The organism is Natrialba chahannaoensis JCM 10990 (assembly GCF_000337135.1).
Classification (GTDB): Archaea; Halobacteriota; Halobacteria; order Halobacteriales; family Natrialbaceae; genus Natrialba; species Natrialba chahannaoensis.
The window spans coordinates 62,378-86,262 of sequence record NZ_AOIN01000078.1; the positions used below are offsets into that span (position 1 = coordinate 62,378).

Genomic DNA, 23,885 nt, shown 5'->3' on the forward strand with positions numbered 1-23,885 from the left:
GTAGGTCGTTCGCTATTCGTGTCTTCAGGGCCCGCTGCGTTCGGTCGGCGAAACTTGCTTGAAGAGCTCCGGATACGTCGTAACGAGTCCATCGGAATCAACCGGTAACTCAGCCGTGAAGCCACTTGAGAGGCTCTCGTAGCGATACCGTCCGCCGTTCTCATCGAGTGGGTCGAGACACATGTACCGTTGCGTGGCAGTCTCGACACGAAGTTCAGGCACGGCAATATAGACTGTCTCGATCTCAGCCGATTCGTTCCGTCCGAGTTCCAGTCGTCGAATCGGTACCGTGTTCGTAAACGGCGTCACCGAGATGTCGATGTCGGTGCAGCCATCTAGTTTCGCTACCGCCTCTCCTCGAGCGTCTGTCCAGGTACCTTCCCCATCGGCTTGGAGCGAGAGTGATTCGGATTCTCGGCTGAGGGTGGTGATCCCCACCCGCTGAACGCGATAGTGGTGGTCGCAGTCGATCTCATATTGGACACGAAACGACTCACCGTCGGCCACCCCAACGACAACGCTCTCTGCATTGACAGCAGTCGAATCTTCACGGAGATGAAGCGATTCGATACCAACCCCGTCCGCCGGAATCCAAAAGACGTCTCGATTCATGTCACAACATCAATTCAATAGTAGATAACGCTACTGCCCCTGCCCGGTCTTTGCACTGTGTTGCTTGCCAGCTGTCGGTCCACTTCCTCCCGACGTGTTCGTACTTGGTGCTGTGCTCAGACCGTACTCGAGTCCAATTCGACTCGAGTACACCCCAGCCCAGATCCTCGGTCAAACTTCAGTCTGCATCGGGGGCCTCATGTGGGCATGTGGAGGTGTGCAAAGGTGATGTGGGAGATTGTGACGGAAACGGTACTCGAGTAAGGACCATCTGAATCGGAGGCCGTGAGTTCCGAGTGGGTGCGCAGTACGAAGGGGAATGTTGTTTCACGAGTGGCACTGGCCGATTGGTCTGTGGCCGAGAGGTATCAGAGCCGATTCGCTACGTCTGAGGTGTACGTAGAACGAATACTGCAGCGCCAAGCCGACTACTCATCCGCAATAATAATCTCTTCAGACTCTTCCTGTTCGCACTCTCGAATGGCTTCCTTGACGTCTTCTTGTGTCGCTTCTTCCATCCTGTCCCCTCTTTGGCGCTAGCATTCGACTCTGGGAGTGTAAAACGCTACTAGCGTATTCTCATCGAGAAAATACCCTCGTTCCATTTTGGAGGGTGTGACGACAGGGTGATGTGGTGCCCCCATCTTCCACCTGATTCACTCCATCCCGTGCAGTTCTCGATGTGCCTGCAACGCGTCCGGGGACGGCTGTTTCGTTGGCTTTTCGGGAACAGTAAGCTGTGCTCCCTCGAGTGCCCGAATTTCTTTGGGGACCGTCTCGTCAGTTCGGTCGTTCAGGATGATCTCGAAGTCATCGGTCACTGTGAACCAGCCTGTGTCGAACGCCCAGTGATGGAGTCGGCACAGTGCGAGTCCGTTGTGGACCCTGTCTATGCCGCCGTCGGCTTTCGGAAAGATATGGGCCGCTTCGACCTCTGGGTTCCCGTCCGGTGATCGCCGCGCTGCGCCGCACGCCGCACACGTGTCCCCGTAGGCACGTTTGACCTGCTTGGCGAACGCCGATGACCGTGCGAGTCGTGTCGTTTGTTCGCGCGCCGTCGTTTCTGTGAGCGATGGATCCTCGTCTGCAGCCGTCATGATTGTCGCCCGGGCGTCAGTGTACTCGTCCCAGCCCGCACTCCCAAGCGTTTGCATCTCGAACCGGTAGACCATCCGTTCGCCGTCGTTCACGTACGTGTGATTCATGACATCGACGAGTCCCTCGTACTCGTACGCATCCACGCCCTCTACGCTGGTGAAAAAGTAGATCGGAATGAGGTCGCGGGTTGCCTCCTTCAACGCACGATTGGCGGCCGTCTCCGGCTGGTCGCCCTTCTCAGGGACCCCCTCGCCAATGTAGCGAAACCGGTCGCCATTCCCGATGCGGTCGTCGTAGATCTCGCCCTCGTTCGACAGCAAGATTATGTATCGCTGGTCGCCCGCCCGGCGGAGATTGATTCCCTTGATCTGATAGCCGAAGTTCGTGCTGAATACGTCCTCCAGTTCCGCCTGTGTGACTGTCTGGTTCAACTCGAGTTCAAACTCCCCTGGGCAACCCATTGTCTGAATTGACTGTCTTCGTCAGGGGAACCCTAAAGCTGCTGGCATCAGTCTGTCCCCCGTCGATTTTGTCTTGGTCTCAGACATCAATTCTAGCGAAAGGGCACTGTCTAGTTGAGTTAGTTTGAGAAGTGAGCAGGTCGTTGAGTTAATTTGGAATGAAGCTCGCAGACCTGCTCAGCGAGAGCTACGACGCGGATTTAGAAGAAACTTGGGAGAACGAACGGACGGCAACGCCCGTCAGGGCGTTTGCCGTCCGCCTCCACGCCACCGGTTGTTCGCTTCGGGAGACAACAACGATTCTTGCCGAATTAGGCGTTGAACGCTCTCATGGAGCGGTTTGAAACTGGGTACATCGGCTGGCTGACAGCGTCCCTGACCCGCCGAGGGCGAAGCCCTCGCGGGTCGCGGTTGACGAGACCGCTGTCAAAATTAACGGCGAATGGTCTTGGCTGTACGCTGCAATAGACCTCGATACAAAGTTGATTCTCGACGCCCAGCTGTTCGGTCGCCACGGCACCGATCCGGCCGCTGCGTTCCTGCATGGACTCCGCGAGAAACACGATCTCTCAGAAGTGGTGTTTCTCGTTGATCAGTTTGGGTATCGGACTGCCATTGCTCGATTAGGATTGAACGGTCGGGTTGACTACACCGACCGATACCTCATCGAAAAGTGGTTTTATACCTTCAAAATGCGCGTCGACCGTTTCCATAACTCATGGGTGGGCAGTCGGCGGGGCGCTCGCAAGTGGATTGAACAATTCGTGCATTACTACAACCGTCAGAGACCGCATCAATCGCTCGATGGACGAACACCAGCTGAGGAGGTGCTAAACTAGACAGTGCCAGCGAAAGAATAAATTCATTCCACTGAGGTATTTAGCCATTGATGGTATCACAGGAATCTCTCAACAGACTCAAGCCGTTTATCGACGAGGGCGAGACGACGATCGATGGCTACTCCACCAGCCACGAAATCGGTGTCCTCACCGACCGCCAACTGCTCAGCCTCGAAGTACGTGGCCGAGAGAACACCACGACGGTGGTCGACACAACGTACCTCGACCAGCTTGGCGGTATCTCGATCGAACACAACACGACTCCTGACTTCCACCAGGACAAGCTGCTCTCCGCCATCGTCTCACTGGTCGTCGCACTCATCTCGCTTGCCCTCTTCGGCACGATCGACGCGGAGGAACCTGCGGCAGTCCTCCTGCTCGTCGGCCTCGGCGTCGGGGTTCTGAGTCTCGTCCTGTTCGCGGAAGCGTTCAACACACCCGAGGATACGGTGCACGTGCAGCTACAGACCGATACCGGCGAGGTCGCCTGGCAGGCCCGACTCGATGAGGACTATCTCGAGTTCGCCGAAACGCTCTCGCGAACGGTGAGTTCGGCACACGCCACGTCGGAACCCGCGACCCGAACGGTTGGGCGGTGAGCGGCCGTCGATAGCTCGACTGTCGGTCGGGGGCGGAACAGTGCTGCAATTGTCCGCTTACCCACCGACTGATATGTGAGTCGGATCGCGAAAATCGGTCGCAGTGTTCTTTCTGGACGAATTCCCTCGTGGAGTCCGTGAGACTCACTACAATACCCTGCGACCGCAGGACGAATCGCGGTTTCGACTCGAGTGCCACGCGGTGCGCTCGGTTGTGATGGTGTGGTCGGTGGTGGTTTTGTGGTTGTGGTAGTTTTGGTGGTGATTCCGACTTGGATTCCGGTGAATCCCACCCATCACGCACACCGCCCGACACTCGATATCCCGCCGTGATCCGACTGCGTGCAGTAGCCCTGTTTCGTCCCCGAGGGAACGAGAGAACGGGGCGAGGTACGGGGGTGGAGCCAGAGGGGACTCGAGTTAGGAGCCGTCAGCTCGATCGGGGGAGGTGACGTTCGTGGTCCGATTGGTGTGGGTTTTCTGGTCGGGGATCGGCGGGGCGATACGACAGCCACAGGGGCCGGCGACGGCGTCGGTGGGTCCGATTATTGTCGTGCGGCGGATGGGGGTGTTGCATCGCGGGCACGGTCTGGGTTCGTGGTTGGTGTTCGTCTGGTCGTCGGTGTCTGTGTGTTCGGTGGTGTGGTTGTGGTTTTGATCGTCTTGGCTGTCTTGGCCGCCTTGGTCGGTATCCTGACCATCGGGGATACAAGGTTCGTCATCATCACTCAGGTCCATTGGGACCACCTCGGAACGTCGGTGGGGTTGCCGACGAGTGCTCTGGTGATTCCCTCGGTAATTCCATCGCTAAATTCGGAGGAGAGCGACGCTACTGGGCGGACGCGGCGACGCGTCAATCGTGCGGGATGTTTATATCCCGTGAGAATGTACGCAAACATGGCTTCAGTGAAGTCCGCTAGAAGCCACGCCTTGGGTGTTGGCGCACCCGGGGCATTTCCATACCCCAACGTCGCGGCTTCCGTTCTAATTATTAACTGGTAGTGACTTATATCTACCGCTGGACGGTGGGAAGAAGAGCAAGAATAGACGTATGGTTTGGGTACGAGAAGTCTGCCACTCGCTTCTAATAGGTACTCCTCGTTGCATCTTTAGTTGCATTCTGACAATAGCAGTCGAATCCGAATTTTCGCACACACAAACCCCGAAATGCTAGTCTTAGATATTACTGGACAGCTTGTAACCTTCTCAAATTGGCAGTTCTGTCGGTCAACAGGAAGGTAGTGCAATTTCTCATGCTATTTAATACAGTTTGTGTACACGACTTGCTCTATTTCGTGTGCATAACCGGCGCGAACAGTTATCTGCCAGATTCATACCAGAATTGGCATGCGAGATAGAGCTGATGAATCAACGCGATCACGTATGGCCTGGACTGAACCAGCTGTTCAGTAGGTGTGCGACCGTATTACGAGATATCCGTTGAATTTGGAAAGGGTCGATGATTTTTGCTCGTGTGTTTCAAAGATCAACCGACCGAAATCGAAGATAGCCGATGGCCAATGGAATCAGGACCCATGCCAAGAGAATGATTAGAGCAATCTCTCCTTCTAAGAAAAATGGAACTTCGGTCGCGCCTTCCTGCCCGTGGTACCGTTCCGTTATTGTGTACTCACCTCGCTGAGCCCCAGTAATAAACGTAAATAACGCGGGGAGAATTGTTGGACCGACGTACTCGGAACTCACAATTGCGAACGCTTCCACTGGATTAAGCCGCTGGAGGACCAGCATCCACGTCGGTTCAGCCACTAGGTCTGGACCCATCGCTTCAGGAAAGGCACCTTCAATGAGAAGGTGTATGATTGACAGGAGGATCTCCCATAGTACGACGAAGAGGAGCCAGATCGAGATACATGCGGCAATAACCCGGGTTCGGGACGCAGATAGCGCTGAGAGGGTAACAACGATACTGGTCCAGACAGCGCCCAACAGGAGAGAAAACAGCAGTAACGGTCCAAATTCTGAGAGTGGGATCTCCCCGTACGTAGCCGCACTGAGTCCCGAGACCGCTATGAACGTCACTATGATAGCCACGGCGAGTACGAGAAATCGACCGATGAATTTCCCAAAGAACATGTCGCCCCTGGTTGGTGGAAGTCCGAGCAGAAACTTGATCGAACCGGTCGTTCGCTCACCGACGATCGCACCGAATCCGATCAAGAGTGCAATCAGCCCGATCAAAAACTGGATGGGATACATGATCGCCATAATCCCGTGGTCGAGACGCGGTTCAGGAATGTCCGATGCGCCCCAAATAAAGAAGTAGACGGCACAGACCGCCCCAACTAAGAGGAGTGTTGCAACCCACAGCGAAAACGCCCGAGCAGCATCGCTGAAATCCTTCTTCGCAACGGAGAGCACTGTGGTCATGCGACCACCTCCTCGACTGACTCGTCTGACCGCTGCTCATCGGTCGCTGTTAGCTTGTTGAACAGCACATCGAGACCGGCTTCTTCAATATGGATGTCCAGTGCAGTTGCTCCAGCAGTTTGGACATGGCTGATCGCCTCTCCCTTCGCACGTGGAGTAGTACACTGGACGGCCAAGCTGGTACCGTTTATCTCGTATCCTGCGACTCCTTCGATCTCGGGTAGTGTCGGGAGCGCGTCGTCGGGGATCGTATCCAGTTCGATTGTTAGTGTCGTACCACTACCGAACGCGTCGCGTAATCCTTCAATCGAATCGACCGCGACGAGTTCTCCGTCGTTCAATACTCCGACGCGATCACAGACTGCTTCGACTTGACCGAGAATGTGCGAGGAGAAGAATACGGCTGTTCCGCGCTCTGCCTCTGCTCGAACGAGTTCCTGCATTCGCTGGATACCTGTGGGGTCGAGCCCAGCAGATGGTTCGTCAAGAATAAGCAGGTCCGGATCCCCTACTAATGCCGCCGCGAGAGCCAACCGTTGTTTCATCCCTTTTGAGTACCCTCCGACCTTCCGGTCACCCTCATCAGGATCAAGCCCGACGCGTTCGAGCAGCTCCGAGGGATCGTCATCAGCCCCCTTGGTTTCAGCGGCAAATGCGAGGTGTTTGCGACCGGAAAGCCGATCGTATAATTCGTATCCTTCGGGGAGAACTCCGATCCTCCGGTGGAGTTCTCTCGTCGCCTTCTGCGGGTCACTACCTAAGACAGTTGCCGATCCGGAGGTTGGGGTCACGAAGTCGAGAAGAATATTGATCGTCGTAGACTTTCCGGCACCATTCGGGCCGAGAAAGCCAAATACCTCACCCTCTTCAATGTCAAGATTCAGATTATCGATCGCGGTCACCTCTCCATATTCTTTCGTCATCCCAGTTGTGGTAATAGCAGTCATGTCAGTTCTGAGCACGCCCTGAATGCTGCTCAAAGTGGAGAATAATAATCCTTATGATATATTAAGGATCGAGCGTTTTCAATGAAACGGAACGATTCAGTTACTCTAATTTGGAGGATGTGCAAGGTACGAACGTTCTATACCAAAGTATGGGTTGACTGACAACATCCTCAGCGGTCAATATGAATCTGTACTTACCGCTTGAGACAGTCTCATCCTTCGGGTATCCACCGACCAGTAGCACCTTGCCGGACCGCATCCCATCACCCTCTGAGTACCACCACCAGAGTCGACTGCCTCGCTGGATGTCGGTGGGTACTCGAGTACAACGACATTGAGTATCGAAGGGCGCGACGTGACAGGAGCTGCGCGTCACGTCTGCTCGTCGCAAAATCATGGGCGTGACGTGGATTACCGATTCGAGCCAGTCGCGATTTCTGGCTCGCTCGCATGGAGACAAATACTCCGGTAGGGCTCTGAGATCAGTTGTCTTGAGGACGACCGACCGTCCAGCCAGTCGCTTCCAGTTTTCGCTTCAGTTCGAATCGGCCAACAGCGGCCGGTCGAACGCTCGTGCTACCGGCTTCAGGCCCCAAATCTGTCGAGTCGCGGTGACAGCTCTCTGGACGTCCGTTAATGATGTTGGTGGATGTGGTCCCGAAGTTCGTCTGCTTCATCGAACTGGTCGTTACACTCCGCACAGGTGTTGTGGTGGAGCGCGACGTGCTGGGTGACACCGGCGGCGGACTGGAACTCAGCGTCACAACTGGAACAGGAGTAAGCCATTGCGATACTCCTTGAGTCGTCCCACCAATAAAATGCTTACTAGGAAAGAGACACGGTTGGAACACACATTTTAATAAGAATACCGGTGAGAATCGTACACCTGCCGAGTTCCTTCACTGCCTTGTGACCGTCGTCAGTGACGGACGCTCTGCAGAATTTGCTCAGCGGAACACCTCTGGCCAGACCTCGTTTCACTTCCGTCGAAACGCCGTCTCTCAGTCAGTCGTACTTTCGGAAGCCGATATCTCGAGCCATCTCTCGAAACGACTGTCGACACAGCCAGATGTCGTACGCGCCGATCAGGCCCTGTTCTCGACCGGTATCTCTGCAAACACGTTGATTCCCTGTTCGTCCATTCGCTGTGTCAGCATCGTCGTTTGAGTCGTTCGTCACGTTGTGTGTCTCGCCGTCGGTCATGCCAACTCCTCCGCTCTCCGTCGCAACGAGGGGGCAACCGTCGTGTCTTCTGCGAGTTCTTCGAGCACCGTCGTCGCGTTACAGTCGGCGAGTGCGTTGAGTGCATGCCGGCGAAACTCTCCGCTGAGGCCGCCCATCTGGACGAGAACTCCGAGGTTCGTCGTCTCGTTCTCTCGAGCGAGCGAATCGATCGCTTCGTAGCGTTGCGTGCGTGATACGTTCTTCGTGACTGCTGTTTGGAATGCCGTAGACATTGTTCAATAGGGTTTGGTGGTGGTAGTGGTAGTTATCGTGCGTCCTCGAGCGAACAGTACGACTCTTCTCGGGCCGAAATCCACGCCGTCACGAGCGAGTCCTCGGACGCGATCGAGTAGATCGTACACAGGTCCGACCCCGAATCGGTCGGTTCGACGATCGCACAACACGCTAGTGATGGGTGCTCGACGGACGGCGGCGATGGGTGTTCGGTCACGTGATCGTTCGAGTGCTGCGGGTCAATCTGCGATTCCGATTTCTTTCTGGACATCGTCGGTGGAGCTCTCCGGTGTATCGTCCTCGGCTACTTTGGGACGCTCCGATTCACCGTCCTCGACCGCTTCAGGCTCTTCGAACGTTGGGAACTGATCATCGAACGTGTCCCAGTCGGCGTCCATCTCCTCGTCGGTGAGTAGACAGAGTTCGAAGTGGTTCCGGACCGATTCGTGGTCCATTTCGGTCCCGATGACGACAAGTCGCGTCCCGCGATCCCCCCACTCGTCGTCCCACGCCGCTTCGAGTTCGGGGGACGCGTCCAACTGCTCGTCGCGTGCTTCGGGTGGGAGGGTTGCAATCCAGCCCCCAGCGGGTGCGACTCGGATCGACTGTCCGGCGACGTTTACCAGAAGCGCCATCTCCTCGCGGCCAGCGAGCCAGAAGTGGCCCTTCGATCGGACGACGTCCTCCGGGAACGCGTTAAGGAGATCGGTGAATCGCTCGGGGTGGAATGGACGCCGCGCCTCGAAGACGAACGAGGTCACGCCGTGTTCTTCCTCGGCGGATTCGTGGGGCTCTTGCAGTTCTTGCATCCAGCCTGCCGATCGGCTCGCTTCCTCGAAGTCGAACCGACCAGTGTCGATCACCTCGTCGACAGCAATTCGGCCATGGGTTGTCCGAACGATCTCGGCTCGGGGCTGTAACGTCTCGAGTATCGCTTCGATTTTGTCGAGGCTCATCTCATCGACGAGATCACACTTGTTCAACAGGAGGATGTCACAGAACTCGACCTGTTCGACGAGCAGGTCGCCGAGGTGTTTCGCCGTGCCGTCGTCGTCGAGAATTTCGTCCGATCGCATTGCCTCGGTGAACTGGTGCGCGTCGACGACCGTCACCGTCGTATCGAGATGACAGTTCTCGAGCGGCTCGATACCGGTTTCCTCGTAAAACTCGGTGGGGTCGAGGTCCGACTGATCGAACCCGAGTGTCAGCGTCTGCGCGACAGGGAGCGGTTCGGCGACACCCGTCGACTCGATCACGATCGCATCGAACTCCCGTTCGCGTGTGAGTCCGCTGATCGCATCGAGCAGGTCGCCACGCAGTTCACAGCAGATACAGCCGTTCGAGAGCTCGACCAGCTCCGCTTCGTCAGCCGAAATGTCGGAGGATTCGGCGACGAGGTCCGCGTCGACGTTCACGTCGCCCATGTCGTTGACGAGCACGGCGAGGTCGCGGTCGCCACTCTCGCGCAGGACATGATTGAGCGTCGTCGTCTTGCCGGCACCGAGTGTCCCGGAAAGCACCGTCACGGGGATCGTCTGCTCTTCCATACATTACCAACACGAGCTCCTTCAGTAATATATGTTATTACTATCTCCAAAGTTCTTATTAACATGCGGGGACTGTGCCTGGATACCGACATCACGTATCCCGTATGACGACACGCAACTCAACCCAACACTTCGGCTGTACCATCGTCGGTGGAGGAATCCACGGCACCTACCTCGCCCAGCGTCTCCTCGAAGACGCCCCGTTCGACAGGGCAGCTGTTTGTATCCTCGAACCCCACGCCCGGCTACTGGACTCGTTCCGCGAAAAGGCGACAGCCTGTGGCATGGAGGCCCTCCGATCGACGTTCGTTCACCACGTTGGGACCGAACCGTTCGGTCTCGAGCGCTTCGCCGAAGCGACCGATCGGGAGAACGAACTCGTTCCGACAGTTGACTACCCCCCGCGCCCGTCGCTCGATCTTTTTCTGGACTATTCGGAGCACGTAATCGAACAGAAGGAACTCGATTCGCTGCATCGACAGACTACCGTCAACGGGATTCACGAACACCCCGACGGAACGGGACTTCGACTCGAGACGACGGCCGGACCCATCGACACCGACCACTGCGTTCTGGCGATCGGCCACGGCGGTCAGTACCGATGGCCCGACTGGGCGAACACTCTCGACGACGCCGAACACGTCTGGGAAGGGTTCGATCCCGACAGGTCGGTGGATCGAACCATCGTCGTCGGCGGCGGAATTACGGCCGCACAACTCGCGTGTGAATTGAGCGAAACGCAGTCGGTCGCTCTCCTCTCACGGCACCCACTCGAGTGGGAGGTCTCGGAGGCTGATCCGCCGTGGATCAACTGGTCGCACGTCGAACAGAACCTCCACGTTCATCCGCCGGGCTCGAGTGAACGGTTCGAAGTGATTTCAGACGCCCGCCACACTGCGACTGTGCCGCCGTCTCTCTACACCGAACTCAAGAACCGAATCGACGGCGGTGCGCTCACGCTCGCACAGGGGGCTGTCGACGCGGCAACGGACGAAGGCGAGTCGGTTCGGCTCTCTTTGGACCACGGGTTGCAGCTACTCGGCGACCGCGTGGTCCTCGCAACCGGATTTGAATCGGTCTTCGATCACCCGTTTGTCGACCGAATCACGAACGAGCTCGACCTGGGTCGAGGCTATCGAGGGATGCCGGTTCTCGACGACGAGACGCTCGTCTGGCAGTGCGAGGACGGACGGTTCGTTCCGCTGTACGTCTCCGGGGCGCTTGCCCTCGGGACGGTTGGCCCGTACGCGCCCAATATTCCGGGAGCGAGGCGGGCCGCCGATCGGATTACAGCTGCCATCACAGGGCGACTTCGCCGTTCCGAGGCGGACGGCACGAGCGGAGTAATGCACGAGACAGAAGTGTCTGATTGAGTCTCTCCGCCGCGACGTAAACAGGCGAGGCTTCCCGTTCTACAGGTGAGATAGTACCAGTCTACGACACGACCAGTTTTGCCGTGGAAAACGTCCCGGTTTCGCGGTCGAACGCATGTCCCAGTAGAATTGTGAGTGTTCCACAGGCAGATACGATGAATGTAACGGGACGTGACTTGGAGGTCCTTCACAGCTCAACTTCCTGTTTCTCGGCGTCGAGTTCGGACTCGAGGAATCCGGTGATCAGCGTTCCTGCTCGCTTGGCACCAATCACGTTGCGAGCGAACGGACCGAGAACCTGCTGTGCAGCGACGCCCGAAACTGCAATACGCGAGGGAGTTCCGTTCTGACGCATCCATCGGAGCGTATCGTCGTCCAGGACGGGTGCGCCGCGGTAGCCCGTCTGGAGCGTTGACTGCTGGCGCAGGTGGCGGAACAATTCACCGTCGTATGGCGATCCAAACCCTGTTGCACAGATCAGGTCGTCGAAACAGTACGCACTGCCGTCCTGACAAGTAGTGACGACCGTTCCGCCAGCCTCGGTCGCGACCGCAATCTCCGACCGTTCGAGTTCGATCCGGCCCTGCTCGAGCGCTCGCTGGAGTCGGCGAAACACGTACGGAGGTATCGTTCCGTCGTACCGAACCTCGGTCACCAGTTCCTCGCGAGCACGTGAGGCCGGCGGGTGTGCATGGAGTTTCTCAGTAACGCCCGAGAAGTGCATCCAGTCGGTGTTCGCCTCGAGCGTTTCCACACGAAACGGGCTTCGGGCGAACAGAACCACGTCCCGGCCCGGTAGCTGGGCGACCGTCGTCGCGAGCTGTGTGGCCGTGATACCGCCGCCGACGATGCCGACGGACGCCGTCTCACCGATTGCGTCGGGATCGAACGTCGGATCCCAGACGTGCGTCACCGGGTTCGACGAGAGCAGGTTAGTCGCCCACTCCGGATAGGTAAAAGAGCGGCCGTGTCCAACAGCGAGAAGACACCATCGGGTGGTGATACAGTCTCGAGTAGTGTCAACCTCGACGTTACGCCCGGTATCGGTGATGGTAGTGACCCGAGCGTCCATCCGGATCGATTCGAGGTCGTATCGGTCGCAGATCCACTCCGCGTGGTCGAAGAACAGTGACACTGTGGGTCGCTCTGCACCGACCGTCGTCGGACAAAGTTCATCCTGTCGCCCGTGTTCCCGTGCGAAATCCCTGAGAGAGAACGAATCGGGAGCGACGTTATGGACGAACGGCGATCTGAACTCGGCCATTCCACACTGACGGCATGTTCGACGAAACGACTCGAGAAGACCGGACGGGTCGACGATACACAGTTCACACGGCTCAACCAGGTCCGCTTGCAACAGCCGAACCGCCAGATGAACCCCGTGGACCCCGCCGCCGACGATCGTGACGAGGGAATCAGTATCTGTGTCGGTTTCCCTCATCGTCGTCCTGTACTCCAGCGATGATAGCGCTGAACTCGACTCGTGCCAACGTAAGCGGTAGCTGCCATTCCTCCAGCTATCGGCGTGCGAGCACGTGTCCGTCGTGACATCGACAGTTGCACTCGAAATAAGCCGCGCTGAATCCGGCCGATTCGAACGAGTCGACGAGCGGATCGGCGTCAGTTCGCTCCTCGACTTCGACGTTGACAATCGATCGGTGGCCGCGTTTGAGTGTCTCAAGTGCGCACTCGGCGTCCTGGCGTTCGGGCTGGAGGGCCTCGATGAGTATCGCCTCGACTGTCCACTCCGGAAGGTCCGGGACGCGGTCCTCGTCGATCGCCGACGGAATCGCCTCATTGTCGTAAACGTACTCCGCAAGCACCGGGCCGTCGAACGTTTGCAGCCGATCCCGTGCCGACTCGCGGAACCGGTTGAGCACGAGGAAACAGTCGACATCGTACCGGGTAGCGCGACGTTCGTATGTCTCGACGCGTTCGAGTGACTCGACCGTCGCGACGACGAACACCGCATCCAGCCGCTCGGGTCGGGCGTCGATCGCATCCACGCCTGGTGGGCAGTCCGCAACCACCCACTCCATATCGAGTCCGTCGCCGGTGTCAGCGTCGCAGTCGTCCACCAACTTCGCCGCCTCGCCGGCAATGTTCACTCGGGTTCGTTCGGTCAACCGAGCCGCAACGAGCGCGGCGATCGTCGTCTTACCGACGCCTGCCTCGCCGACAAACGCAATACGACACGTCTCGGGCTCGAACTCGTCATTGATTGCTCCGATCCCCGTTGGTTTCGTCAACACAGTTGTTACTAACTAAAGTAGACAAAATAATAAAAGTTGTTACTGGGTAAAACTCTTTTAATACTTCCTGCCACGGGACACCTAGCCAGTCAAGCACCACCCAAATCGGGTACGTCGAGTGAAAACCGTAGACAGTACAGTCGGTGTGCAAACAGTTTTAGTTAGTACTAGAGGACTCCTCGTCGAACCACTCTCGCATCCACGCTCGACCGCGCTCGGCGCGCAATCGTCGTTCCTCGTGTGAAACCTCTTCGACACCGACTGGAATTTCCTTTCCGTACCCCTCGTAGTACCCCGCTGGTGCAACCCAATCGTTGTAGAACTCTGGAATCAGCTCCGAGACAAGGTGCAAAGCAACTCGTGCCCCGTCGCCAGCGCTCACGAGAGCCTGGTGGGGAGTCCCAGTAATCCGACCGGCCGCATAGAGTCCCTCAACGTTCGTTCGACCCTGCTGGTCGGTGTCGATCTCGTAAACTGGTCCGTCTTCCTCCTGCTCGGTTTCGACGCCCAACTCCTGGAGGTAGTCGCTCTTGGACCAGGAAGCGGCAAGAACCGTGCGCGTACGGATCGTCTCCGCGTCGGTGACTACATTGAACCCACCCTCGGTTCTCTGGATCGTCTCCACGGTCGACTCGCGGACAGTACACGCCGTTTGTGCGACGTGGGCCCGCATGATCTCGAGGAGGTCCCGCGGTTCGATTCCCAGTGGAAAGCCGAGGTAGTTCTCGACGAAGGCACACTTCTGGAGCGTCGAGCGACCGTCCTCGAGTTGCAGCGTTCGGAGGCCAGCCCGAGCACAGAATAGGCTCGCCGCACACCCTGCAGGTCCGCCGCCGACCACGACGACGTGGTACCCCTCGTCGTCCGGATAATCGATCGCAGGCTCGTCCGTCGCTTCTGGTGCGGTACAGTTTGTCTCGCCCGTCGGTCGTGTGTCGGTACTGGTCGGTTCAGTTGGATTCATTGGAGGCATTCGTGGTGTGCGTCCGGGTATCGGTACGTGATACGTCGAGCGTCGCTCGCGACCATGTCGCCGTCGTTTGGCGACGGCCAGACACCGTACGGCTTCGTTCGAGTTCCATCATGGCTCATACATCATCCCTCGTGACACCAATAAACTATTGTGTTTTAAGAATATCCCATCCAGTGACTCGTCCGTTCGTGTGCCGATTCGGGCGACTCGACACTCTCAATCGAGGATACCTATCAGTGGCCTTCGTTCCTACCGATGTATGGGATGCACCTGCCTGAGTGGTCCGTACCCACTTCGAGAAGCGTTCTCAACAGTAATCGGACGCTGTCCGTCACACGACCCAACTGTCCTTCAATCGGGGTGAACCCCTCTGGTCACGGTGATCACTTGCGCCAGTTCCCACATCGTACCGGAACGTGACTGACGACATATCTCTAAACTACGTCGTGGTGAACTGTGCGACCAGTGTGTGAATAGTTTCTGTCGTCATATTCTCAAATAGAGTCCTCATGCGCAAGGATAAGCGCTACAGGAACTGAACCACGCGAACACCTCGCTTCGCTCGGTGTTCTCTCCTTCAAATCTGTCTCGATCTACTATCTATCGCTCACGACGCTCTTGTGTAGCACTTTGTTGATCTCATAGTGTGGCTTTGATAGCGTGTTTGAGCGCTTCTCTTCAAGGTTTCCGCAGTAGTTTGCGTCGAAGTTGAAACGCTCGGAGATACTGTGTGAGCTTGTCTTTTGAGATGCCTCGATGAGGCGAGAGCCACGGTCGCAGCAGCGATCCGTGGCTCTCGCAGGTGTTGACGTGAACGTCTTCGTCAGCGTATTCGCCGTCGCCATGGACGACGTGGGAGAGGTCAAAATTTAGAAGGTTAGCCTCAATATACGGTTAGACTTTAAATTCTGCCCGTCGCAGGAGCTGGGCGTTAATCGCCACGATGACGGTACTCGCCGACATCAGGACTGCACCGACGGCCGGCGAAAGCAGAATCCCGATCGGTGCCAGGATCCCCGCTGCGAGTGGCAACGCAAACACGTTGTATCCAGCAGCCCACACGATGTTCTCCTGCATCTTTCGGTAGCTCTTCCGGCTCAACCGGACGAGATGAGCAACATCTCGCGGGTCGTTTTCCACGAGCACAACTTCCGCAGATTCTACAGCCACGTCAGTTCCTGATCCGATGGCGATCCCGACATCCGAACGCGTCAACGCTGGTGCGTCGTTGACCCCATCACCGACCATCGCCACGAGTTTGTTCTGTTCCTGCAGTTCGATGATCTTCTTGTCCTTATCTTCCGGAAGTACTTCCGCGAAGTAGGTATCGATATCCAGTTCTTCGGAGACTGCACGTGCAACGTCCTTCGAATCCCCAGTCAGCATTGCAATCTCGACATCCATGTCGTGGAGTGCCTCGATCGCCTCGTAACTCTCCTCACGAATAACGTCGGCCAGCGCCACTGCGCCGATCGCCTGCTCGTCTTGTATGAGGTACACGACGCCTTGGCCGCGTTCGCCGGCCTCGTCGGCGAATGATGTGAGTCGGTCGTCCGGTTCGACATCGAGATACCGGAGCAAGTTCGGTCCGCCGACGTGGATCGTTTCTTCATCCTGCATGCCAGACTCACCTATACCGGGAGCCGCTGCAGTTTCCACTTCGAGAGTCGCTCGGACGCCCCGTCCTTTGAGGGCTTCGAACTCACGAACGCTGGGAACGGACAGCTCGCGTTCACGGGCTTCGGCACGAACCGCCTCCGCGATCATGTGTTCGGAGTCGCTTTCGGCGGCGGCCATCAGAGCCAGCGCTTCATCTTCGTCCCAGTCCTCCGTTGTAGCAACCTCGACAACGCCCTGCTCGCCTTTCGTGAGCGTCCCCGTTTTGTCAAAAACGATTGTATCGAGATCACGAGCCTCTTCCATGGCGATGCGATCGCGGATGAGCATCCCGTTGCGCGCTGCCATCGTCGTATTGATCGCCACAACCAGCGGCACGGCAAGTCCCAGCGCGTGTGGACAGGCGATTACCAGTACGGTGACGACGCGTTCGATGACCGGCAACCCGAAACCGACGGCGACGGTCCACGCGACGGCGGTGACGGCTGCGACTGCGATCGCCGCATAGAACAACCAGCCGGCGGCTCGGTCCGCGAGAATCTGGGTACGAGACCGGCTCTCTTGAGCTTCTTCGACCAGCCGCATGATCCCCGAGAGCGTTGTTTCCTCGCCGGTTGCTGTAACCCGGACGCGAAGGCTGCCATCTCTATTAGTCGTTCCACCAATGGCCTCGTCACCAGGTTCTTTCTTGACCGGGCGTGACTCACCGGTGATCATCGCCTCGTTGACGTTGGACTCGCCCTCTTCGACAACGCCGTCCGCTGGGATGTTCGCTCCCGGACGGACGAGCACAAGGTCGTCTTCCGTGAGTTGGTCAACGCGGACTTCTTCAACATCACCGGACTCGGTAATACGCTCGGCGGTATCCGGCATCAACTCGGCGAGTTCGTCCAGTGCACCGGATGCGCGCCGGACGCTCCGCATTTCGATCCAGTGACCGAGCAGAAAGATGACGATCAACGTGACGAGTTCCCAGAACAGTGGCTCACCGATTCCAAACGCAACCGCCACGATGCTGTACACGAAGGCAACAGTAATAGCGAGCGAGATCAGCAGCATCATTCCGGGTTCACGGTTGCGGGCTTCGACGGCACCCATCCGCAGGAACGGGACACCACCGTAGATGAAGACGACAGCCCCGAGAATCGGCGCGACAAACTCGCTCCCAGGGAAGGTTATTGCAGCGTAACCGAACCACTCCTGAAGCATCTCGCTGTAGTAGAGTACTGGAAGCGAGAGGACGAGACAGGCAAAAAACCGCTGTTTGAACAGTTCTTCGTGGCCGGAGTGGTCGTGGTCTTCGTGGCTGTGTTCGTCGGGTTCGTGCTCCGATGGCTGATCTACTGATTCTGATTTTTCATCACGTTCGGATTCCGACGCGCTCAGCCCACACATCCGGCAACATGGGCACTCACGATCGGTTGGCTTCTCTTCTTGTGCCTGCTCTTCGTGAGTATCATGCGAGTGAGACTGATCCGTCGAATTGTGCTTTGTCACGATTCACCCTCACGTTGCAATCGGTCTCGTCGTTCTTCAAACTCCTCGTCAGTAAGGTCGCCTCGCGCGTATGCCTGGCGGAGTTCTTCTAGTGCAACATCCGACCGATCGCGCTGTAGTCCGAGGATCGCTCTGGAGAGGAGATAGATGATACCGAAAATAACGATGAGACAGATGAGTCCAAACACGAGCAACGGCCAAATGGACCCACGCGCGCCATTCCAGGACCACATATGTCCGAAACCCATGAGCGGGATCATGAACAGCATCATGAGAAATGAGACGATGAAAATCGCAACAATGATGATCAGGATTAGCCGAAGGAATCCATCATTTGAGGCCATGGTGTCAGTTTGATTGAGGTGTATATAAAGCGACGTGCAGAATCCTGAGAGACGATGCGTACGTGTAGTGAGCGGGTAGTTCACCAGATTCGGAAAGAAACAAACGAAGTGAGTGACCGAACCACCGGCTCCGCAACCCGGTGATCGCGTTCACTACCAGACGTTCGTCGAAGAGATGGCGGATCTATTCGAAAGTCGATTCTTGGAATGGTCACTCACACAACAATTTATAGATCAGTACAGCATAGAGTTATACGCCAACTGACCGTGTTGGCACCTGCAAACCAGCAGACGAGAGCGATTTGGAATACAAACTTGGTTCAACTCGATGGTCATGTAGCTGAGAGGAGGCATAAACGCCGCTACGCCGTCAGTTGGATTCCCACCAAGCCGAAGAAACATGGGCGCTACAGGCCTTGGCCGGCCCGGTCGTTGCTACCTTCTTGCGTGCAGTTTTCATGGTCATTATCCGTTGATGATTTTCCAGCGTCNTGGGCGCTACAGGCCTTGGCCGGCCCGGTCGTTGCTACCTTCTTGCGTGCAGTTTTCATGGTCATTATCCGTTGATGATTTTCCAGCGTCGCGATGCTCGCTCGCGCCGGCTGGCGCGGTCGTAATGCTTGTCGAGAATTTCCTCTGAGGCGTCGAGGCGGTCGGAGACGACTCCCCGCGGCACCCCGTCGTTCCGGTATTTCGTCACCCTCGCTTTCCGAACGTCGTGGGGCGACCGGCTCGAGGGACACTTGCTCATTGAGGAGTGATCGATCGCTTCGCACGTCTCTGGGTCACGATCGTGCGGGCACTCCCCGCGCGTGCACGGTCGTGTCCAGCGATAGAACGCATCGCGGACACAGCTCCGACTGACTCGTCCCTGTGCTGTGGTGATGAGCGGATCTCGACCGTGGTCGTCGGTGACGTTCGATCTCGGCCCATCAATCCAGTCCTGCAGCATCCTGGCGGTCTGTTCGGTGATGCGGTTGTACCGCTCACCGGACTCGTCGTTCTTCAGCGGCGTCTCACTCTCTGGCCGATGAACGAAGTCGATCCCAGGCTGTCGTCCCTCGAGTTCACAGTCCTGAATGTCGATCGCACGAATACCACCGAGTCGAGCGCCGGTTTCCCAGATCAGTGTCCAGATGACGTGATCCCTGCTCGCATACTCGTATCGCGAGAGGTACTCGAGGATGGGCGGCACTCGCTCGGGGACGATCTTGCTGTCACTGACCTCGTCACCGATCGAAAGGTCTGGCAGCGGAACTTTCAGATACAGGTCTTCGTGAACGGCCTCTATATCGCCACAGAAGCGAAGGAACGCACGTATCGTAGTGAGGTTCGAATGCAGTGTCTTCTTGGCGAGTTCGCCGTCTTTCCCGTTCGAATAGCCGCCCTCACGCCGCCAGACGCGGAATTCGTAGAGGTGCCGCCCGTTCAGTTCGTTCATGTTGTCGATGCCGCCCTCTTCGCGACACCACTCGACGAACGCTCGGAGATCGCTCTTGTGGCTGGTCTGGGTCCACTCGGCAGACCCGTCTTTCATCGCGTCCAGGTGCAAGTCAACGGCACCGGAGGGACTGATCGGCTCGAGGCCGTCACCGCTCATCGATGCACCTCGAGCGTGCAGCTGCAGCGGTGATCTGAAAATGCGATACGCTTACCGTGATCGGGTGTCTGGTTTGTCATGGTCTCACGTCTGTGGGACCGCGGACTCACCGTGCGCGCCGTTGGTTGGTACCTGGGGGCGCGTGCGGTCGCTGTCCGTCGGTAGATCTGATCGAAAGGACCGCTGATACTTAGCCGTTGCAGGGCCGTTTCCGATTCTTCCGATAAATCAAGGTTTCGTGAAATTCGGCACTTCTGAAGCCTCTCGCGTACGTCTGGCGATTTCCGATAATTTCCGATTCCGTTTCCGATAGTCGCTCGGTCCCGGATTGACCGGGCCGTGGGCTGTGGGCTGGAATCTAATCGATACTGTCCATCGGGGGCTTTATCCCCCGTTGCGTCGAGCGATTGCATGCTTCCGTAGATTGGATACGGAGGCCAGGCGGGCCGATGTCCCAAGCATCGGGTCCGCGTTTCTGACGAGAACCCGACCGGATACCGGCGGGTCCGTCTGACTTCCGTTGAGGTCACCCAAACACCCTATTCACTTATATTTAACTAACAGTACTGTTGTCTATAGAAACCAGAATAGTTTGTTAGGAGATTGCGATCGGTCGAACTTTGACGTTTCAGGCGGCACAGGTCGCAAGATGCGACGACCACGAGTGTCGTGGATGACGAACGCAGACGATCATATTCTTGAGTTTCTTCTAAACGAGGGGAATCGAGAAATTGTCGCCACACCGCGTGTAATTGCCGAGAATATTGACTTTAATTCAGGGTACGTGCGGCAGAGGATGGGTGAACTACTTGAGAGAGGTCTTGTTGAATATCACGACGAAGATGCTGGTTTTTACCAAATCACCGACCTTGGGCGTTCCTATCTTGAAGGTAACCTTGACGCAGATGATCTTGAGGATATAGACGCTGAATAACTCTGTTTAACTCCATTATCAGGTCTGATAGCAGTAGGTAATTAGATAATTATCCAGTTGCGTTGAAGACATGATGCAGCGACGAAAGTATCTCACTGGTGTGGCAGTTGCAATTATCCCATTTGCAGGGTGTGGTGGATTAGTTGGTCCCGATCCCAGGGTTACCGATAGCGCTGCGGGCCAGTCGTTTTCGGACGCACTAACGGGGTCTGGGGAGATTCAGGTTGCACTTGTCAATGATGGGCAGTCAGGTGATGTAGAGATAGAACTCGTTTTCGAAGATGGTAGTGGGACCGTCGTTGGGCGCGAAACCCACGTCATTTCGATGGGCGAGGGGGAAAACCGTCGCGAGTCGATCTCGGTGAATATCCCCAACGGGGCAGAACGGTATAGAGCTGAAGCGGAGGCTGCCTAACAATGCAACGGCGTAATATTCTTCTTGCTGCTGCAACTGCCTCCGTGTCCGGTATTGCAGGTTGCCTCGATGAATTGCAACAAGATCAGAGTCAAGACAATACACGTTCACAAGAGCCTGAAGAGGAATCCAGTACAAGTGAAGAAGGAGATTCAGATGATTCGGAAGGGAGTGACAATACAGAGGACAAGGAACAGATTTTGGATTGGTATGAGGACGGGATTGGTAAATTAAATGAGGGAACTAGGAATTTGAACGACGCCATTGATAGCGGGGGGAATGGAAATCATATTGATACAGAAATAGAGGCAGAGGACGCACGAGCGGACTATGAGCAAGCGGAAGAATATTTTTCTAATGCAGTCAGCCTCACATACGAAATCGACAATTCAGACGCTCGTGAAGTATGTGAGGATGCGGAAGAACGAGCAAGACTCTATTATCAATCTGCTGGGTTTTTGAGGCGGTCTGCTAGGAGAGCCCAAGACGAGGAGTTTGACCGAGCTGAGAATCTCTGGTACACTGCAGAAGATCGTAGCAACGAAGCTCAGAGAATTAGTTTACAAGGATCGGATACGCTGGCATCGATACTCGACCTTGACTAATTGCCTCGATTACGGTTGAATCTCCTCGACGAGTTCTATTGTCCACTTCCCGTCTCCCTCGTGATTGATTTTCACGTAGTGATCACCGTCTAATTCCCCGTTTTGGTCAAGGAGCCCCTCATATCGGAGATCACCTTTCGGCATCGTCACACCGGCAGAGTACTGTCCAATCTGTCGAAGTTTGTTCAGCGCCATGTATCGGGCGGCAACCCAATATACTAAATAACTATGGAAGTCATATTTTCCTGACTTATTAGATACGAGGGAGCAACCGGTCCTGCGTATGGCACTTAGCCTCCCGCAGAAGTACGTTCCTAACTCAATTCGACGGGAAGACGGTATCGACCTCACAGACAGCATTCTCGCACCGATCTTCGTCCTGGCGTCGTTCTCGATNAGACGGTATCGACCTCACAGACAGCATTCTCGCACCGATCTTCGTCCTGGCGTCGTTCTCGATCGGCGCGGTCGGGACACTCGAGTTCAGCGAGCCGCTGAACTTCGCGCTGACGGACGCACTGTATGCGGCCCACGGCACGGAGATCACGTACGCGTTCATCATCTCCGTGGGTGTGCTCGTGATCGGCTGGCTGACCAACGAGACCACGCCAGAGGACTACACCGACGTGGAGACTGTCGTGATGCTCCTGGCGGTGATTCTGAACGTGCTCGGGGCACTCGTGCCGGCCGTCTCGCACACGCTGGAGACGATGTGGTACGTTGGCTGGTTCACGGTGTTCCTCAACGGTGCCGCGTTCTACCTGATCGCCTACAAGTAATCGAGGTTCAGAGACCAATGACTGACGATATTTCCACGGACGAAACCCGGAGTACAGACAGCCCACAGCCCACGGCCGGGTGTACGATGAGTCGCCGGCGAATGCTTCAGGTGGCAGGGGCAGCAGGAACAGCGGCAACAGTTGGGTTCGGAGGTGGCGCGATCGGGAGCGTCGCCGCCGACAACTTCAGTTTCGAAGGAACGTGTGACTCGCTGTTCGCCTATGCGTTCCCGATCAGTTGCGCGCACGCTGATCCGGATTCAGACACAAACGACAGTGTGACGCCTGATGAGACGATCATGCATCAGTCGGCAACGTCTGAGAAGGCGAGCTACGACGCCGCGTACATCACTGCCTCGAACCACCTGACCGACACCGTCTCGATTGCTGCTNGAGACGATCATGCATCAGTCGGCAACGTCTGAGAAGGCGAGCTACGACGCCGCGTACATCACTGCCTCGAACCACCTGACCGACACCGTCTCGATTGCTGCTCTCGAAGGCCGACACGCTATCGCTCAGGGGTATGAGGACTCCGAAAACGAGTCGGAAGCGTTCAACACACTGCTCAACCGCGTCCGTGGCTATTACGGATTGCAGAAAATGCAGACGTGGTCGACGCTCGTGAAGGCGCTCGTCCAGTTCTCCCACATCAACAACACTGCTGCAGAGGACCCAGACATCGCAGATAACTGGGTCTCTGTCGGTATCGAGGAACTCGACGGCGACGTACAAAGCAACTGGATCAGCCCCGAACGCGAAACGGCCTCGATCTCGATTGAGGGTGACGTTGAACACTTCCTCGAAGAAGATGATGAGCGCGGCGACGAACTGCTTGACAAGCTCGACGGCGACGAGTTCGAGCTGCAGGTTCCGATCATCGAGGTCGAACATGACGGCGGCACGTTCGCCCGTCCGTTCGACCAGGAGTTCATCGACGCTTACGACGCTGACGCGGAGGTGTTCGAGTTTGACGACTCGGACGTAACGATCCGCGGCAACATCGGGATTCCAAACGTCGGCGATTCCGGCGAAGGTGGACTCCCGACCCGCACCGTGCTCCGACTCTCGGACTTCATGGAACTCTGGAACGAGGTTGAGAGCCAGAGCAACTACGTCGTCGGGAACTTCGATATCGACCTCGTCAGCGACATGTACGAGGCGATGGATGACGGTCGACTGGACCCGTCCGATGTCCGTGGCGCGGCGGGAATGTCACGCTTCCTGAGCGGCACTGATGACGCTGCGTCGGACAGCTACCGGATGGCGCTGCTACACCAGTTAGACTTAGAACAACCCGATCTCTCTGAGGTTGCGTCGTTCGAAGTCGAATACACGGGTTACACTGACACTGTCCGGGATGACGACGGTTACGCACACCCGGATTACGACTCGTGGGCTGAAGCAGAAACCTACGCAGGACTGCCGTTCGTCCGCGAGACGCCTGAAGGCGGCATGAACGCTGGTGAGACGTACGCAACCGGCCTCCCACTTCTGGTAAGTGATCGCGACGACGGTCTTGCCATTGTCGATTATGAGTCTGGCGA

Annotated in this window: 22 protein-coding genes and 4 pseudogenes; 8 read left to right on the top strand and 18 right to left on the bottom strand. The window is 56.8% G+C overall.

Annotated features, from left to right (window positions below; genetic code table 11):
• Nucleotides 1-24: 24 nt before the first annotated feature.
• Both C482_RS14175 and C482_RS14180 read right to left on the bottom strand, forming a co-directional pair.
• Complete coding sequence (locus C482_RS14175; protein ID WP_006168393.1) at nt 25-612, bottom strand: putative glycolipid-binding domain-containing protein; 588 nt, start codon at nt 610-612, stop codon at nt 25-27.
• Nucleotides 613-1,268: 656 nt separating this feature from the next.
• On the bottom strand, nt 1,269-2,171 hold the full coding sequence (locus C482_RS14180; RefSeq protein WP_006168394.1) for an HNH endonuclease: 903 nt from the start codon (nt 2,169-2,171) through the stop codon (nt 1,269-1,271).
• A gap of 158 nt (nt 2,172-2,329) precedes the next feature.
• On the opposite strand from C482_RS14180, the pseudogene C482_RS20550 reads away from it, so the two are divergent.
• Nucleotides 2,330-3,010: pseudogene (locus tag C482_RS20550) on the top strand (IS6 family transposase).
• Nucleotides 3,011-3,060: 50 nt separating this feature from the next.
• Nucleotides 3,061-3,609, top strand: coding sequence for a hypothetical protein (locus C482_RS14190; RefSeq protein ID WP_006168396.1), 549 nt, complete (start codon nt 3,061-3,063; stop codon nt 3,607-3,609).
• A gap of 420 nt (nt 3,610-4,029) precedes the next feature.
• Here C482_RS14190 and C482_RS14195 read toward each other — a convergent pair whose 3' ends face one another.
• The 8 genes from C482_RS14195 to C482_RS14225 all read right to left on the bottom strand — a co-directional run bounded on the left by C482_RS14195 (nt 4,030) and on the right by C482_RS14225 (nt 9,949).
• Complete coding sequence (locus tag C482_RS14195) at nt 4,030-4,347, bottom strand: hypothetical protein (protein ID WP_006168397.1); 318 nt, start codon at nt 4,345-4,347, stop codon at nt 4,030-4,032.
• Nucleotides 4,348-5,088: 741 nt separating this feature from the next.
• Nucleotides 5,089-5,997 carry an ABC transporter permease gene (locus tag C482_RS14200; protein WP_006168398.1) on the bottom strand — a complete coding sequence of 303 codons (909 nt, stop codon included), beginning with the start codon at nt 5,995-5,997 and terminating at the stop codon, nt 5,089-5,091.
• Nucleotides 5,994-6,944, bottom strand: a complete 951-nt coding sequence (locus C482_RS14205) for an ABC transporter ATP-binding protein (protein ID WP_049896761.1) — start codon at nt 6,942-6,944, stop codon at nt 5,994-5,996. Before C482_RS14205 ends, C482_RS14200 begins: the two co-directional genes overlap by 4 nt.
• A 633-nt stretch (nt 6,945-7,577) precedes the next feature.
• Nucleotides 7,578-7,730, bottom strand: coding sequence for a C2H2-type zinc finger protein (locus tag C482_RS21850; protein ID WP_006168400.1), 153 nt, complete (start codon nt 7,728-7,730; stop codon nt 7,578-7,580).
• Nucleotides 7,731-7,949: 219 nt separating this feature from the next.
• Entirely contained in the window at nt 7,950-8,147 is a 198-nt protein-coding gene (locus C482_RS14210; protein WP_006168401.1) for a 30S ribosomal protein S14, read from the bottom strand.
• A complete protein-coding gene (locus C482_RS14215; protein WP_006168402.1) occupies nt 8,144-8,401 on the bottom strand; it encodes a hypothetical protein in 258 nt (85 codons plus the stop codon). The genes C482_RS14210 and C482_RS14215 overlap by 4 nt, the downstream gene beginning before the upstream one ends.
• 32 nt (nt 8,402-8,433) lie before the next feature.
• Entirely contained in the window at nt 8,434-8,673 is a 240-nt protein-coding gene (locus C482_RS14220) for a DUF7511 domain-containing protein (RefSeq protein WP_049896764.1), read from the bottom strand.
• Nucleotides 8,642-9,949 carry a GTP-binding protein gene (locus tag C482_RS14225; protein WP_006168404.1) on the bottom strand — a complete coding sequence of 436 codons (1,308 nt, stop codon included), beginning with the start codon at nt 9,947-9,949 and terminating at the stop codon, nt 8,642-8,644. Before C482_RS14225 ends, C482_RS14220 begins: the two co-directional genes overlap by 32 nt.
• Nucleotides 9,950-10,053: 104 nt before the next feature.
• Here C482_RS14225 and C482_RS14230 point away from each other — a divergent pair, with 104 nt between their 5' ends.
• Nucleotides 10,054-11,322: an FAD/NAD(P)-binding protein gene (locus C482_RS14230; RefSeq protein WP_006168405.1), complete on the top strand. Its 1,269-nt coding sequence runs from the start codon at nt 10,054-10,056 to the stop codon at nt 11,320-11,322.
• A 187-nt stretch (nt 11,323-11,509) separates the two neighbouring features.
• On the opposite strand, the gene C482_RS14235 is transcribed toward C482_RS14230, so the two are convergent.
• The 7 genes and pseudogenes from C482_RS14235 to C482_RS14260 all read right to left on the bottom strand — a co-directional run bounded on the left by C482_RS14235 (nt 11,510) and on the right by C482_RS14260 (nt 19,605).
• Entirely contained in the window at nt 11,510-12,763 is a 1,254-nt protein-coding gene (locus tag C482_RS14235) for an FAD/NAD(P)-binding protein (protein ID WP_049896765.1), read from the bottom strand.
• A 76-nt stretch (nt 12,764-12,839) separates the two neighbouring features.
• Complete coding sequence (locus C482_RS14240; protein WP_006168408.1) at nt 12,840-13,574, bottom strand: P-loop NTPase family protein; 735 nt, start codon at nt 13,572-13,574, stop codon at nt 12,840-12,842.
• A 157-nt stretch (nt 13,575-13,731) separates the two neighbouring features.
• Complete coding sequence (locus C482_RS14245; protein WP_006168409.1) at nt 13,732-14,538, bottom strand: FAD-binding protein; 807 nt, start codon at nt 14,536-14,538, stop codon at nt 13,732-13,734.
• Between the two features lie 687 nt (nt 14,539-15,225).
• Nucleotides 15,226-15,414: pseudogene (locus tag C482_RS20555) on the bottom strand (IS1595 family transposase); the annotation flags it as partial.
• Between the two features lie 27 nt (nt 15,415-15,441).
• Nucleotides 15,442-17,559, bottom strand: a complete 2,118-nt coding sequence (locus tag C482_RS14250) for a heavy metal translocating P-type ATPase (RefSeq protein WP_006168410.1) — start codon at nt 17,557-17,559, stop codon at nt 15,442-15,444.
• A 98-nt stretch (nt 17,560-17,657) separates the two neighbouring features.
• Nucleotides 17,658-18,005, bottom strand: coding sequence for an SHOCT domain-containing protein (locus tag C482_RS14255; protein WP_006168411.1), 348 nt, complete (start codon nt 18,003-18,005; stop codon nt 17,658-17,660).
• 556 nt (nt 18,006-18,561) lie between these two features.
• Complete coding sequence (locus C482_RS14260; protein ID WP_006168412.1) at nt 18,562-19,605, bottom strand: tyrosine-type recombinase/integrase; 1,044 nt, start codon at nt 19,603-19,605, stop codon at nt 18,562-18,564.
• Nucleotides 19,606-20,278: 673 nt separating this feature from the next.
• Here C482_RS14260 and C482_RS14265 point away from each other — a divergent pair.
• The 3 genes from C482_RS14265 to C482_RS14275 all read left to right on the top strand — a co-directional run bounded on the left by C482_RS14265 (nt 20,279) and on the right by C482_RS14275 (nt 21,559).
• A complete protein-coding gene (locus C482_RS14265) occupies nt 20,279-20,539 on the top strand; it encodes a phenylalanine--tRNA ligase subunit alpha (protein ID WP_006168413.1) in 261 nt (86 codons plus the stop codon).
• Between the two features lie 70 nt (nt 20,540-20,609).
• On the top strand, nt 20,610-20,954 hold the full coding sequence (locus C482_RS14270) for a hypothetical protein (protein WP_006168414.1): 345 nt from the start codon (nt 20,610-20,612) through the stop codon (nt 20,952-20,954).
• A 2-nt stretch (nt 20,955-20,956) separates the two neighbouring features.
• Nucleotides 20,957-21,559, top strand: a complete 603-nt coding sequence (locus tag C482_RS14275; RefSeq protein WP_006168415.1) for a hypothetical protein — start codon at nt 20,957-20,959, stop codon at nt 21,557-21,559.
• 9 nt (nt 21,560-21,568) lie between these two features.
• On the opposite strand, the gene C482_RS14280 is transcribed toward C482_RS14275, so the two are convergent.
• On the bottom strand, nt 21,569-21,754 hold the full coding sequence (locus C482_RS14280) for a hypothetical protein (RefSeq protein WP_006168416.1): 186 nt from the start codon (nt 21,752-21,754) through the stop codon (nt 21,569-21,571).
• Nucleotides 21,755-21,842: 88 nt separating this feature from the next.
• On the opposite strand from C482_RS14280, the pseudogene C482_RS14285 reads away from it, so the two are divergent.
• Together C482_RS14285 and C482_RS14295 are read left to right on the top strand one after the other, a co-directional pair.
• Nucleotides 21,843-22,338, top strand: a pseudogene (locus C482_RS14285) (hypothetical protein).
• A gap of 402 nt (nt 22,339-22,740) precedes the next feature.
• Nucleotides 22,741-23,885: pseudogene (locus tag C482_RS14295) on the top strand (hypothetical protein); the annotation flags it as partial.

Coding starts and splice junctions, on each gene's coding strand:
- C482_RS14175 (WP_006168393.1), bottom strand. CDS start 612: ATGAATCGAGACGTCTTTTGGATTCCGGCGGACGGGGTTGGTATCGAA.
- C482_RS14180 (WP_006168394.1), bottom strand. CDS start 2,171: ATGGGTTGCCCAGGGGAGTTTGAACTCGAGTTGAACCAGACAGTCACA.
- C482_RS14190 (WP_006168396.1), top strand. CDS start 3,061: ATGGTATCACAGGAATCTCTCAACAGACTCAAGCCGTTTATCGACGAG.
- C482_RS14195 (WP_006168397.1), bottom strand. CDS start 4,347: ATGGACCTGAGTGATGATGACGAACCTTGTATCCCCGATGGTCAGGAT.
- C482_RS14200 (WP_006168398.1), bottom strand. CDS start 5,997: ATGACCACAGTGCTCTCCGTTGCGAAGAAGGATTTCAGCGATGCTGCT.
- C482_RS14205 (WP_049896761.1), bottom strand. CDS start 6,944: ATGACTGCTATTACCACAACTGGGATGACGAAAGAATATGGAGAGGTG.
- C482_RS21850 (WP_006168400.1), bottom strand. CDS start 7,730: ATGGCTTACTCCTGTTCCAGTTGTGACGCTGAGTTCCAGTCCGCCGCC.
- C482_RS14210 (WP_006168401.1), bottom strand. CDS start 8,147: ATGACCGACGGCGAGACACACAACGTGACGAACGACTCAAACGACGAT.
- C482_RS14215 (WP_006168402.1), bottom strand. CDS start 8,401: ATGTCTACGGCATTCCAAACAGCAGTCACGAAGAACGTATCACGCACG.
- C482_RS14220 (WP_049896764.1), bottom strand. CDS start 8,673: ATGTCCAGAAAGAAATCGGAATCGCAGATTGACCCGCAGCACTCGAAC.
- C482_RS14225 (WP_006168404.1), bottom strand. CDS start 9,949: ATGGAAGAGCAGACGATCCCCGTGACGGTGCTTTCCGGGACACTCGGT.
- C482_RS14230 (WP_006168405.1), top strand. CDS start 10,054: ATGACGACACGCAACTCAACCCAACACTTCGGCTGTACCATCGTCGGT.
- C482_RS14235 (WP_049896765.1), bottom strand. CDS start 12,763: ATGAGGGAAACCGACACAGATACTGATTCCCTCGTCACGATCGTCGGC.
- C482_RS14245 (WP_006168409.1), bottom strand. CDS start 14,538: ATGAATCCAACTGAACCGACCAGTACCGACACACGACCGACGGGCGAG.
- C482_RS14250 (WP_006168410.1), bottom strand. CDS start 17,559: ATGTGTGGGCTGAGCGCGTCGGAATCCGAACGTGATGAAAAATCAGAA.
- C482_RS14255 (WP_006168411.1), bottom strand. CDS start 18,005: ATGGCCTCAAATGATGGATTCCTTCGGCTAATCCTGATCATCATTGTT.
- C482_RS14260 (WP_006168412.1), bottom strand. CDS start 19,605: ATGAGCGGTGACGGCCTCGAGCCGATCAGTCCCTCCGGTGCCGTTGAC.
- C482_RS14265 (WP_006168413.1), top strand. CDS start 20,279: ATGACGAACGCAGACGATCATATTCTTGAGTTTCTTCTAAACGAGGGG.
- C482_RS14270 (WP_006168414.1), top strand. CDS start 20,610: ATGATGCAGCGACGAAAGTATCTCACTGGTGTGGCAGTTGCAATTATC.
- C482_RS14275 (WP_006168415.1), top strand. CDS start 20,957: ATGCAACGGCGTAATATTCTTCTTGCTGCTGCAACTGCCTCCGTGTCC.
- C482_RS14280 (WP_006168416.1), bottom strand. CDS start 21,754: ATGGCGCTGAACAAACTTCGACAGATTGGACAGTACTCTGCCGGTGTG.